General features: G+C 61.3%; 7 protein-coding genes and 1 other RNA gene. 1 reads left to right on the top strand and 7 read right to left on the bottom strand.

The features are described from left to right. Positions 1 to 16: 16 nt before the first annotated feature. Positions 17 to 766: a substrate-binding periplasmic protein gene (locus V8J63_RS06860; RefSeq protein ID WP_073474002.1), complete on the top strand. Its 750-nt coding sequence runs from the start codon at positions 17 to 19 to the stop codon at positions 764 to 766. A gap of 17 nt (positions 767 to 783) precedes the next feature. On the opposite strand, the gene V8J63_RS06855 is transcribed toward V8J63_RS06860, so the two are convergent. The 7 genes from V8J63_RS06855 to smc form a co-directional block, all read right to left on the bottom strand. Further along, complete coding sequence (locus V8J63_RS06855) at positions 784 to 2,751, bottom strand: hypothetical protein (protein ID WP_130887689.1); 1,968 nt, start codon at positions 2,749 to 2,751, stop codon at positions 784 to 786. A 36-nt stretch (positions 2,752 to 2,787) separates the two neighbouring features. After that, on the bottom strand, positions 2,788 to 3,276 hold the full coding sequence (locus V8J63_RS06850) for a hypothetical protein (protein WP_177434895.1): 489 nt from the start codon (positions 3,274 to 3,276) through the stop codon (positions 2,788 to 2,790). Positions 3,277 to 3,481: 205 nt separating this feature from the next. After that, positions 3,482 to 3,578, bottom strand: an RNA gene (ffs, locus tag V8J63_RS06845) — signal recognition particle sRNA small type. A gap of 131 nt (positions 3,579 to 3,709) precedes the next feature. Then, complete coding sequence (locus V8J63_RS06840) at positions 3,710 to 4,873, bottom strand: zinc-binding metallopeptidase family protein (protein ID WP_125927747.1); 1,164 nt, start codon at positions 4,871 to 4,873, stop codon at positions 3,710 to 3,712. A gap of 274 nt (positions 4,874 to 5,147) precedes the next feature. Continuing rightward, positions 5,148 to 7,505, bottom strand: coding sequence for an NAD-dependent DNA ligase LigA (ligA, locus tag V8J63_RS06835; RefSeq protein ID WP_336463805.1), 2,358 nt, complete (start codon positions 7,503 to 7,505; stop codon positions 5,148 to 5,150). A 163-nt stretch (positions 7,506 to 7,668) separates the two neighbouring features. Further along, the gene (gene zipA, locus V8J63_RS06830) at positions 7,669 to 8,532 is read right to left on the bottom strand and encodes a cell division protein ZipA (protein ID WP_016773851.1); all 864 of its coding nucleotides are present in this window, start codon (positions 8,530 to 8,532) and stop codon (positions 7,669 to 7,671) included. Positions 8,533 to 8,757: 225 nt separating this feature from the next. Beyond that, the gene (smc, locus tag V8J63_RS06825) at positions 8,758 to 12,246 is read right to left on the bottom strand and encodes a chromosome segregation protein SMC (RefSeq protein WP_336463804.1); all 3,489 of its coding nucleotides are present in this window, start codon (positions 12,244 to 12,246) and stop codon (positions 8,758 to 8,760) included. Position 12,247: the final 1 nt, after the last annotated feature.

Raw genomic sequence — 12,247 nt, 5'->3', positions numbered from 1 at the left:
AATTACCGGAGCGTCTATGCGGTGGGCCGTGGCGGCATTGCTGGGTATCAGCCTCAACGCGATGGCAGCGCAAGCGCCGTTGCGCTTCGCCGTGCCGGACAGTTGGGCGATGCCGATGGTGCAACTGCAAGGCGGCAGACCGACCCAGGGCATTCTGCACGACGTCCTGCTCAGCCTGGCGACCCAGGTCGGCGCGCCAGCGCAGTTCGTCGTCCTGCCGCGCGCGCGGGTACAGAGCGCCATGGAGCACGGCGACATCGACGTGCGCTGCTATGCCGCACAGTCGTGGCTGCCGAATCAGTCCGGCGATTACATCTGGAGCGTGCCGTTGTGGTTTCAGCGCGACCTGCTGATCAGCCGCAAGGAACAACCGGCGCAGATCAATCCCGCCCAGCTACCGCGCCAGGCCATCGGCACCGTTCTCGGCTACAGCTACCCTACCCTGCAACCGCTGTTCGACGCCGACCAGTTGCAACGCGAAGACGCGCGCAATCAGGAACAGGTACTGGAAAAGCTGCTGGCCGGGCGATACCGCTATGCGGTGAGCAATCAGTGGACGCTGGACTGGATCAATCAGCGCCTGTTGCCGGAGCAGCAGCTGCAAGGGGTCGCGGTGCTGCAGGAACAGAATATCGGCTGCTATGTGAGGAACGACCCGAACGTGCCGGTGCAGCGGATCCTGCGCACGTTGCTGCGGATGAAAATGTCCGGCGAGATCGACGACATAATCCGGTTGTACACCGGCGCCTCTTCAACCACACCCTAACCCCATGTGGGCCGAGGTCAATAACCGTGCGATTCGCGGAATTTCGGCTCACGGCTGTGGTGATAATCGATCCACTCGACCACGTCGTAAGGCAGATAGAGCTGCTGCCGGGCACGAGACACGGCGATGTACACCGCGCAGATGCGCTGATCGAACTCGTAGGCATCCTTGAATTTCTCGTTACTGAGCAACGTCCGGGTCAACAGCACGCGCCTGAACTCCATGCCGCCAGCCCGCTCGGCCATCATCAACAGGCAGGCTTTGCCCGGCTCGATGATCTTTTGGCTCAGTCGCGTCAGGTCGGCAATCATGAAGCCGTTCTGCAGTTGCGCTTCGATCCACAAAAACGCCTCGTCGAAACGGTTGGCCTCACGCACCATCTGCCAATCAGCCATGTCGCTGAAATACGGGTGCGGTCCTTTCTCGCTGGACCCGGCATGGTAGAAATCGCGCCGGAACAGCTCGATGGCGGTGGTCATGAAATGCTTGATGTCGTCCTGCGCTTCCCGGTCGGGGAAACTGAAGGCGCAATTGCAATCGTGCAGGTGGATGGCCCACATCATCGTGTCCCACGGTGACGCGGTCAGCACCACGCAACCTTCGGGCGGCACGAAGGCTTGCGGGTAGTACTCGATATCGACGTCGGCGTGACGAGCGCCTTCGAACGGCACTTTGCTCTTGTGCGTGTGGCGCGAGATCAGCGGATTGACCAGGCGCTCGACATTGCGCCCCGAACGCACCGAATAGCAGATATCGCTCTGGCGGACTTCACGCTTGCGCTTGGGCGCCTCGCCCGTGGCCTGCTGATACTCATCGCCGAGGGTGATCAGTACCTGCTGCCCGCGCTCGATGATTTGCAGCAGCGACGCCGGCACGTCCTGGCTTTCGTCGATGATCACATGGGTGTAGCGCGGCGGGACGCGGCAACCGGCCAGACTGGCGCGCTTGATCATGAGCAACGTCGGAAAGCCGGTCTGGCTGGCCCAGGCCGGATTGGCCTCGAGATACACCCACAGGCGACTGGAGTATTCCAGCAGCGCCTGCGAGTCAGCGCCGGTCAAGGGCTGCTGAAAATGCGGCAAGTGCCTGGCGGACAGCGTGTGATCTCTTGAGGCGCAGTACAACTTGAGCACGCGCAGACAAACTTCGAGGGTGCCCGGCCCGTCGTGGTGGCGAAAGCCGAAGATATTCAGTTCCTGCGCCAGCGCCTGCTTGCTCGGGAGACGCGCCGGCGCTCTGGCCATAGGCAACCGGGGACCGAGCAGTTGAGCCTGGGCGAAATCGAAAAAGGTCTGGCCAACTTCCGTGTCGTGGACCTGAACGATGTGCTTGCGCAGCGTCGCCAGTTTCGCCGGGGTGCGCGCCAGTACCAGAGTGCGTTTCGAGCGCAGGCATTCGATCAGCGCGCTGAGCATGTAGCTCTTGCCGATGCCCGCATAACCCTGCACGTGCAGGTCTTCGTCGAGGTTGGCACGGAAGGTTCGCAACAGTTTGTCCTGCGCGGCGCTTAACCAGTGCTCGCGCTCACGTGGCGTGACCATTTGCTGGCGAAACGGGTTGTTCTGTTGCTGATGGCGGATCTTGTAGTCCGCATCCCACTGCCCGCCGGGCAACAGAAATGCCTGCGCGGCGACTTCATCGGCCATGAGAAAGCGCAGGTTCAGGCCTTTGAGCGCATTGAGGCCGAAATACAATTTGCGCGAATCGAACAGACGCCGCGCCTCTGCAAGCAGTCCCGCCGATCCGGTGCGCCGAGAGGTGACAGACCAGTCAATGAGTCTGGCGAGGATCTTCTCCGCTGCGCTGGCGCTCAAATCCTGTTCCGTGGCCTGGGCGAGGTTCTGGATGACCAGCACTGCCGCCAGTTCCGGGTCGCTCAGGCTGGCCAGTGTCGCGTCACCCTCGGGCTGCAACAGCGCCGTACACGCATCATGGGTGATGGGCAGAAATACCGGGGTGGCCAAATCAAAATGTTCCGGGTGCATACAACCTCGCCGCCTGGGCTTTAATACAACACCAGATCAGTCCTGGTCATTCTCGTCGTGCATTTCATGGGACTGCGGCAAGTTTCTCTCACTGCCGGACTCGGGGCTGATCCGCAGCTCGAAGGAGTAACCGCCGAGCGTGCCGGACATGCCGCGTCGATCTGCGCCGGCAGCCAGCGGCCCTGCTTCAATCTGCGCCCGCACTTCGTAGAGCGCCATTTCCAGCAGTTTGCGCAGGTGTTCAGGGTTTTGCGCGCTGGCGTGCAGTTGCAGGTCGTACTGGCCGGCCACCGATTCAGTGATGACGGGCTGGTCCTGCACCGCGAGCGGCTGCGCAGTTTCTTCAGCCGCGTTGAACACGGTCGAAGCCGCCAGAATCGCTGCGTGCTCCTCATCCATCAGGTCGAGCACTCGCGACAATTCCAGCGTGCGCTCGGGCTGATCCTGCATCTGCGTTTTGACTTCCAGACGCCGCATCTGCCATTCGCGCAGTTTTTCCCGGGTCAGATCGTCGATTTCACCCACTTGCCTTACCTCTCAATGCCAGGCGAGGGAGTATGCCACTGTTCGCCTTCAACAGCCGCACGGGTACCGGGGCGCTACGCGGCTGAGCCGCGCGTTTCTGATGGCGGATCAACGCCACTAGCCAAATCGCAGGCATAAAAAAACCGCAGTGGGCGAAACCCATGCAGTTCTCTTTGAATTCTCGGTAGGTTGGTTAAGGTGGTGCCCCCACCAGCCACACCCCGGCACACAATGTTCCCGCTGTGGCTGCTTCCTTCCGGATCTGACCAGGTTCACGGGTAATCGTTGCGGGGGGACCGATGGGGTCACCATAACGACGCTTGCCTGTCGGCGAGCCGCGCCATTGTACCTGTCTGAGATGAACTTACAACCGTTGGTTGCAGATAAAAAACCTGAACGGCTTCAAGGACATAAACATCACGGCCTGCGGCACCTACAAGGCCAGCACCTCATCCGCCCTGCCGCCCGCCTGCTGGATCACCAGATGAATGAAGTGCAGCTTGGCGATCGCCGCCGCCGGCAGTACGAACGGATAGAAATCCGGCTGGCCCATGCTGCGCGACAGTTCGTTGAGCATGCCGGCCAGTTCGATCCACGCATTGACGAACGACAGGAATGCCGTGCCGCCGGGGTGCTCCGGGTCGTACAGGGTGCTGGTGGGAAATGGCTGATAGTCGAAGTCCATTTCCCGCGCGCTCATGCCGAAGCCCAGCGCCGTGTCGACCGCATCCATCATGTGCAGGTAATGCGCCCAGGTTTCCGCCCAGTCTTCCCATGGATGCATGGTCGCGTAGGCGCTGACGTAGTGCTGCGGCCAGTCCAGCGGCGCGCCTTGCTGGTAATGCCGGTCCAGCGCCTCGGCGTAACTGGCGCGCTCGTCGCCGAACAGATTGCGGAACGCGTCCAGCCAAGGGCCGTTGGCGATGAGGCGATCCCAGTAGTAGTGGCCGACCTCATGGCGAAAATGCCCGAGCAGCGTACGGTAAGGTTCGTGCATCGCCGCCCTGACCTGCTCACGGTGAGCGTCGTCGGCCTCTTTGATGTCGAGGGTGATCAGGCCATTGGCGTGGCCGGTCATCGGCGCGTTGCCTTCCAGGTCGACACCGATGAAGTCGAACGCCAGCCCGGTTTCTTCATCCGTGGTTTTCGGGATGACCGGCAAGCCGAGGGTGATCAGTTGCGCGACCAGTCGACGCTTGGCGATTTCGACCTTGCGCCAGCGTTCGGGATTTTCCGCGACGGACAGGTCGGGAATGGTGCGGTTGAGGCTGCAAGCGATGCACAAGGTGTCGTGATCGTTGGCCGGTAGCAGCCAATTGCACGCGGCGGGCATGTCGAGGTTGGCGCAGCGGCGGAACAGTCCGGCCTCGGGATCGGCGTCGAGCGTCCAGGTGCCCTCTTCCGGCCCCGGCTGCAGCGAGGTCAGGCGACTTTCTTCAGGTTGATAGCCGAGCAAGGCGTTACAGGCCAGGCACTGACTGTTGCGAAAGAACAGCGACTGGCCGCAACGGCACGGCCAGACTTTGCTGTTGCGCGAGGATCCGGCCACGAACGGCGCGATGATGCGGGAACTGAGCTGCTCGAAAAAGCGGTGCATGGCGATCTCTCCCTGGGACTGGCCAAGACTAGATCATCCTGAAGACAACATCGTTCCCGAATATAGCCCGCTCCTGAATGACACCGCCGTTGTGGCGAGGGGATTTATCCCCGCTCGACTGCGCAGCAGTCGCAAAACACCGTACACGCGATACAGATGAAATGATCGGTCGCAGGGTTTTGGGGTCGCTGCGCAACCCAGCGGGGATAAATCCCCTCGCCACAGGTGCCCATCCGGACAGGGGTAAATCCCCTCGCCTCAGGGGTTCGTCCGGTCAGACAGGGACGCCGTGGGTTTTGAGGAAAGCGATAAACGCTTCTTCGTCCATGACCTTCACGCCCAGCTCGTTGGCCTTAGTCAGTTTCGAGCCGGCACCCGGGCCTGCGACCACGCAATGGGTTTTCGCCGACACCGAACCGGCGACCTTGGCGCCCAGGCTTTCCAGATGATCCTTGGCCACATCCCGGCTCATCAACTCGACCTTGCCGGTCAGCACCCAGGTTTCGCCGGACAGCGGCAGACCTTCGACGACTTTTTTCTCGCTCTGCCAATGCATGCCGAAATCGCGCAGCTGCTGCTCGGCCCGCTCGGCCAGTTGCCGATGCTCAGGCGAGGCGAAGAACTCGCGCACCGAGTTGGCCTGCTTCTCCGGCAATGCCTGGCGCATGTCCAGCCAGTCAGCGTTCATCACCGCTTCCAGCGAACCGAAGCGATCGGCGAGTTTCTGCGCACCACCGGGGCCGACGAAGGGAATGTGCAGTTTGTCGAGCAAGCCGCCCAGGGTGGTACTGGCGGCGAATTCGGCGCCCAACTCGCCTTGATCCTGAATCTGCAAACCATGGCCGAGCAATTCGCTGATGACCTGCTGGTTGTGCGCATCCTCAAAGAAACTGTGGATCTCGTGCGCCACTTCCAGGCCGACATCTGGCAGGTAGGTCAGCACATGCGGCAAGGCCTGTTGCACGCGTTCCAGCGAACCCAGCGAACGCGCCAGCACCTTCGCCGTCTCTTCGCCGACATCGGGAATGCCGAGGGCATAGATGAAACGTGCCAGGCTCGGTTGCTTGCTGTCTTCAATGGCTTTGAGAAGCTTGTTGCTCGATACCTCGGCAAAGCCTTCCAGATCGACGATGTCGTCGAATTTCAGCGCATACAAATCAGCCGGCGAACTGACCAGGCCTTCGTCGACCAGTTGCTCGACGCTCTTGTCGCCCAAGCCTTCGATGTCCATGGCCCGGCGCGAGACGAAGTGAATGATCGCCTGCTTCAATTGCGCGCCACAGGCCAGTCGGCCGACGCAGCGATACACCGCACCTTCGCTGAAGGTTTCCTTGCCCTTGCTGCGCTTGACCAGTTGCGTGCGTTCGACGTGCGAGCCGCAAACCGGGCAGCTTTGAGGAATGGCCACCGGGCGCGCGTCATCGGGGCGACGCTCGATGACTACCTGCACCACTTGCGGAATCACATCACCGGCGCGGCGAATGATCACCGTGTCGCCGATCATCAACCCCAGTCGCGCGACTTCGTCCATGTTGTGCAATGTGGCGTTGGCCACGGTGACGCCGGCGACTTTCACCGGTTTCAGACGCGCCACCGGAGTCACCGCACCGGTGCGGCCGACCTGGAATTCCACGTCGAGCAGCTCGGTGAGTTCTTCCATCGCCGGGAATTTGTGTGCGATCGCCCAGCGCGGCTCGCGGGCACGGAAGCCCAGTTCACGCTGGTCGGCAATGCTGTTGACCTTGAACACCACGCCGTCGATTTCATAGGCCAGCGAGTTACGGCGCTTGCCGATGTCGCGGTAATACTCCAGGCACTCATCAATGCCCTTGGCCAGCTTCAGTTCGTGACTGATCGGCATGCCCCACTTCTGCAACTGCTTGAGGTTACCGATGTGGGTGTCGGCGATATCGTGAGATACCTGACCGATGCCATAGCAGCAGAATTCCAGCGGACGATTGGCGGTGATCTTCGAGTCGAGCTGGCGCAGGCTGCCTGCTGCCGCGTTGCGCGGGTTGGCGAAGGTCTTGCCGCCGATTTCCAGTTGCGAAGCATTGAGGCGCTCGAAACCGGCCTTGGACATGAACACTTCACCGCGCACTTCCAGCGTCGCCGGCCAGCCTTCGCCGTGCAGCTTCAGCGGAATATTGCGCACGGTGCGCACGTTAACGCTGATGTCTTCGCCTGTGGTGCCATCGCCACGGGTGGCGCCGCGCACCAGCAGACCGTCCTGATACAGCAGGCTGACCGCCAGGCCATCGAGCTTCGGCTCGCAGCTGTATTCCACCGCCGCGCCGCCACCAAACAGATCGCCGGCCGGCACGTCGAGGCCTTCGTTGACGCGGCGATCGAACTCGCGCATGTCGGATTCTTCGAAGGCGTTGCCGAGGCTGAGCATGGGGATTTCGTGGCGCACCTGAGTGAACGCAGTCAACGCCATGCTGCCGACGCGCTGGGTCGGCGAGTCGCTGGTGATCAGTTCCGGGTTGGCCGCTTCCAGTGCCTTGAGCTCGTGGAACAAGCGGTCGTACTCGGCATCGGGAATGCTCGGCTCGTCGAGAACGTGATAGCGATAGTTGTGCTGATCCAGCTCAGCGCGCAGCTCTAGAATGCGGGTTTTGGCGGCGGTCATGGGTGTTCTCTCATAAAGCAAAAGAGCAGCCGAGGCTGCTCCAGTTTTATTCCATTATCGGCGGCGGTGCCAGAAGATCGCAGCCTCGTTGCACTCGTCAGCTCCTACAGTTATCGCGGTCCTCTGTAGGAGCTGCCGAAGGCTGCGATCTTTTGATTTGGCCTTAGCGCTTCTGGGTCAGGGCGCGGCGTTCGAATTCGACGATGCGCTGACGGTAGTGCTCAATCGTCTGCGCAGTCAGTACGCTGCGCTGGTCGTCTTTCAGTTCGCCGTTCAGTTCCTGGGACAGCTTGCGGGCTGCCGCGACCATCACGTCGAAGGCCTGCTTCGGATGACGCGGGCCTGGCAGACCGAGGAAGAAGCTCACCGCCGGAGTGCTGAAGTGGTCGATGTCGTCCAGATCAAAGATGCCCGGCTTGACCGCATTGGCCATGGAGAACAGCACTTCGCCGTTGCCGGCCATGCTTTCGTGACGGTGGAAAATGTCCATCTCGCCGAAACGCAGGCCGCTTTCGAGAATGTTCTGCAGCAGCGCCGGGCCTTTGAAGCCGGCCGGGTCGCGGCAAATCACGCTGATCACCAGGACTTCTTCGGCTTGTGGCTGATCTTTTTCCGCCACGGCCGCTGCAGGCTTGCTGTCTTCGGCGAAATCGTCATCGCGGCTGCTGAAGCTCGGGCCGCCGTCCAGATCGAGGTCGAGGTTCAAGTCGCCCTGCGCCGGGCCGTTGCTGCCGCGCTTGCCACGTTTCGAACCGGATTCACGCGGCTCGCGGGCTTCGCGGTTGGGCATGCTCACCGACGGCAGATCGTGCTCGTCCAGTTGCGGCTCTTTGTGCGTATCCAGGACGCGGGCCGGGCCCAACAGCTCGGCGCTGGTGTCCTCGTCCGGCAGATTGGACAGGCTCCGGTCGAGACGGAATTTCAGCTTTCCCTTGCCGCCGCGCATACGGCGCCAGCCATCGAAAAGAATACCGGCTATCACAATGATGCCGATGACGATCAGCCACTCGCGCAGACCGATTTCCATGTAATCCCGTGCCTCTATAAAAAATGCTGAAAAATAAGGGGTTTACACTGCGTAAACCGCTTTAAAACGTGGCGCCAACTCTATGTTCTGACAGGCGTTTTGCCCACGTATACGAAAAATTGACATTAAACTAGCACGATCAAAGGCTTCGCAGCTACAAGCTTTGAGCTCCAAGCCACAAGCCGTCCACTTGCAGCCTGGAGCTTGTAACCTGCAGCTGCGCCGCTAGGCGTCCACCATCGCCATCGCCTCCTCGACATCCACCGCCACCAGTCGCGAACAGCCCGGTTCATGCATCGTCACACCCATCAACTGCTCGGCCATTTCCATGGCGATCTTGTTGTGGGTGATGTAAATGAACTGCACGGTCTGCGACATCTCTTTGACCAGGCGTGCGTAGCGTCCAACGTTAGCGTCATCCAGTGGCGCGTCAACCTCATCGAGCATGCAGAACGGCGCCGGGTTCAACTTGAAGATGGCAAAAACCAGGGCCAGTGCAGTCAGGGCTTTTTCGCCGCCGGAGAGCAAATGGATGGTGCTGTTCTTCTTCCCGGGCGGCTGCGCCATGATCGTCACCCCTGTATCGAGTAGATCTTCGCCCGTCAGTTCCAAATACGCGCGCCCGCCACCGAAAACTTTCGGGAAAAGTGCCTGCAAACCACCGTTGATCTGATCAAAGGTATCTTTGAAACGGTTGCGGGTTTCCTTATCGATTTTGCGGATGACGTTTTCCAGGGTCTCCAGCGCCTCGACCAGATCGGCGTCCTGCGCATCCAGATAACGTTTACGCTCCGATTGTTGCGTGTATTCATCGATGGCCGCGAGGTTGATCGCACCCAGGCGCTGAATCCGCGCGTTGATGCGTTCGAGTTCTTCTTCGGCTTCGCGTTCACTGGCTTGTGCGGTCAATGTGGCGAGCACGCCGTTGAGATCGTAGCCATCTTCGAGCAATTGATCCTGCAAAGCCTTGCGCCGTACGGTCAGCGCCTGCCATTCCATGCGTTGCTGTTCGAGCTGGCCGCGAATCAACTGCGATTGCTGCTCGGCCTGGGTGCGGCGTTTTTCCGCGTCGCGCAATTCACGATCGGCGTCTTCCATGGCGATCTGCGCGGTCTTGAGCTCTTCATCGACGGTCATGCGCTTGTCGAGCAACTCTTCGAGCTTGAGGCGCAGCTCTTCCAGCGGCGCCTCGCCCTCCTCCAGATTCAGACTCAACTGTTCGCGCTTTTCAGTCAGGCGTTCGGCCTGCATTTCCAGACGCTCCAGCGCCTGGCGCGTGGAGTTATGCTGGGCGCGCAACGAGCCGAGACGCACGGCCAATTGATGGGCGTGATCCTTGTGCTGCCGCGCTTCCTGACGCACGCGATCAAGGCGCTCGCGCAGGCTGTCGCGTTGGGCCAGCAGCAACTCGCGCTGCTCGGTGTCGAGCGCCATGGCGTCCAGCGCTTCCTGCAATTGCATGCGCGCTTCGCCGACCTGTTCGTGCTCAAGCTCGCGCTGTTCGGCGAGTTCGACCAGTTCTTCATCGAGACGGGTGCGGCGCAATGTCAGCTGTTCGGCTTTGGCCTTGCCGGCGGACAACTGCGCTTTCAGTTCGCCTTGCTGGCGCGCTTCGTCCTGCAGCAAGCGGCGCAGGTGTTCGCGGCCGTTTTCCTGCTGGCGCTGTTGCGCGCGCAGGGTTTGCAGGCGGGTTTCCATGGCCTCGACCGTGGCTTCGCGCTCTTCGCGCTCCAGTTGCAGGTCTTCGATTTCCTGGCCACGGGCGAGCATGCCGCTTTCCGCTTCGCTGGCGCGACGTACACGCAAGAAGTGCCGACCGACCCAGTAGCCATCGCGACTGATCAGGCTCTGCCCGGCGCTCAACTGACCGCGCAAGGCCAGCGCCTGTTCAAGGCTGTCGACCGGTTTGACCTGGCCGAGCCACGGCGACAGATCGATCTGCGCCTCGACTTTGTCCAGCAGACTGCCCGCCACCCGCACGCCATCGCTGGCCGGGCTGAGCAGGCGCAGATCGCCCTGGGTGAATCCGGACAGATCAAAACCGCTGAAATCGTCGACCAGCACCGCTTGCAGATCGGCGCCGAGCACGGTTTCCACCGCCAATTCCCAACCGGCCTCAACCTTCAGACCTTCGGCCAGACGCGGACGCTCGGCGAGGTTGTGTTCCTTTAACCATTCGGCGGTGCCGGTGCCCGGATCGAGCGCCGCTTGTTGCAAGGCTTCCAGCGACGCCAAACGACCGTTGAGCCGCTGCAGATCGCCCTGCGCCTGCTGCTGCGCGGTCAACGCTTGCTGTAATTCCTGACGCAGTTGTTCAAGCTTTTCGACCTGCGCTTCTTCGCTGGTCTGTAAATCTTCGAGAGTCGCTTCGGACTCGGCGAGCTGCTCGTTGAGCGCCATGATCGCCGCGTCTTCCGGGTCGGCGGACAGCAACGCGCGCTCTTCAGCGAGGCGCTTCTGTCGGTCAGCCAGACGCTCCATGCTGCTTTCCAGCTGCTGAATCCGCGACTGCTGCACTTCAGCCTGACGGCGTGGTTCGGCAGCGGTCAGGTTGAAAGCATCCCACTGCTCCTGCCAGCCGTGCATGGTGGTTTCGGCTTCTTCGAGGGCCGCAGCGGCTTCCTCGGCGGCAGCGCTGGTGACTTCCTGTTCTGGCGTGAGCATGTCCAGCTCTTCGCCGAGGGTCAGCAACAGCGTGCGGTCGTGGCCAAGGTGCGATTCGGTCTCCAGACGCGCGCGCTCGGCTTCTTTCAGATCGTCCTGCAACTGGCGCAACCGCTGCTGGCCATGCTGAATGCTCTGCTCGACCCGGGCAATGTCACCGCCGACCGAATAGAAGCGACCCTGCACCAGATTGAAGCGTTCGGACAGGTCGTGGTGACCGTCGCGCAGGCGTTCGATGGCCGCATCAGCGTTACGCTGTTCAGCGACCAACGCTTCGAAGCTGACTTCCTGGTTGCCAATGATCGACTCGCGCTGGCCGACCTGCTCGTTGAGATCCTGCCAGCGCAGCGCCGACAGTTGCGCCTTGAGCTGACGCTCTTCGGCCTTGAGTTCCTGATACTTTTTCGCCGCCTCGGCCTGACGGTGCAGGCGCTCGAGCTGGCGCTCCAGCTCTTCGCGCAGGTCGGTCAGGCGGGCGAGGTTTTCGTGGGTGCGGCGGATACGGTTTTCAGTCTCGCGGCGACGCTCCTTGTACTTGGAGATGCCGGCGGCTTCTTCGATGAAATTGCGCAGGTCTTCGGGCTTGGATTCGATCAGCTTGGAGATCATCCCCTGTTCGATGATCGAGTAGCTGCGCGGCCCGAGGCCGGTGCCGAGGAAGATATCGGTGATGTCGCGCCGACGGCATTTGGTGCCGTTGAGGTAATAAGTGGTCTGGCTATCGCGGGTAACTTTGCGGCGGATGGAAATTTCCGCATAGGCCGCGTATTCGCCGAGCAGCGTGCCATCGGAGTTGTCGAACACCAGTTCGATGCTCGCCTGGCTCACCGGTTTGCGGCTGGTCGAACCGTTGAAGATGACGTCGGTCATCGACTCGCCACGGAGGTTCTTCGCCGAACTTTCGCCCATCACCCAGCGCACGGCGTCGATGATGTTCGACTTGCCGCAACCGTTCGGCCCGACGACCGCCGCCATGTTACTGGGGAAGTTCACCGTGGTCGGGTCGACGAAGGATTTGAACCCCGCCAGTTTGATGCACTTCAGCCGCACG

Origin of the sequence: Pseudomonas sp. CCNWLW23 (assembly GCF_037095675.1) — a bacterium.
GTDB lineage: Bacteria > Pseudomonadota > Gammaproteobacteria > Pseudomonadales > Pseudomonadaceae > Aquipseudomonas > Aquipseudomonas atacamensis.
This window is presented reverse-complemented; position numbering and strand designations above follow the sequence as displayed.